Genomic DNA, 655 nt, shown 5'->3' with positions numbered 1-655 from the left:
TAGCTGGCTAGACAAATCTCTTAGAGCCTGCTCATCTTTTAAGCCATCATCTAGTGTCTTCAAGGCCTTAATGCCGGCCAAACCACCCAAACGGTAACTTAGGTTTGCAGATGGACTAAGCTTGCTTGAAGCCGCGCCCATTGCGAGACTATGACCACCGTTAACAACAGATTGCTCTCGACGTGCACGCATCTGCGCGACAACTTCACGAATGCGCTCTACTTCGTCGTAACGCACGTCGCGAATAAAATCATGAATCAATGACATGAGCTCGCTTGCATTCCTACGTAATGCCTTACCTGAATACACCAGCACCCCACTGACATTTTGTACGTCGTCGATATCTCCTTTTACCGAAGTAAAAGCGTGCACACCTCCCGTTGATGCCGACTGCTGATTTTGCAGTTCGAGATAACTCGCATCACCCACACCAAGCTCCGTCGTAACCGCAGTATAAATCGGCAATAAGGCTTGTTCCTCAGCGCTGAGCTCTGGCAATTCAAAAATGACTTGCGTATACACGAGACCATTCGTTCCCTGCTCGTAACCGGTAATCTTTATCTGCTCATCAGAACCTGACAGTGTCTTGCTCGTTGGCGAGTAAAGTTCAACGGGAACATCCTCAATACCAACCTTGGGAAGAATCGACTCATCG

1 pseudogene is annotated in these 655 nt (G+C 48.4%); it reads right to left on the bottom strand.

Annotated features, from left to right (window positions below):
* A pseudogene (locus A3750_RS04895) lies at positions 1-655 on the bottom strand (peptidase M16); the annotation flags it as partial.

This window comes from Oleiphilus sp. HI0079 (genome assembly GCF_001635105.1).
The sequence above is the reverse complement of the archived record's forward strand: the minus strand, read 5'-3'. Positions and strand labels throughout refer to the sequence as shown.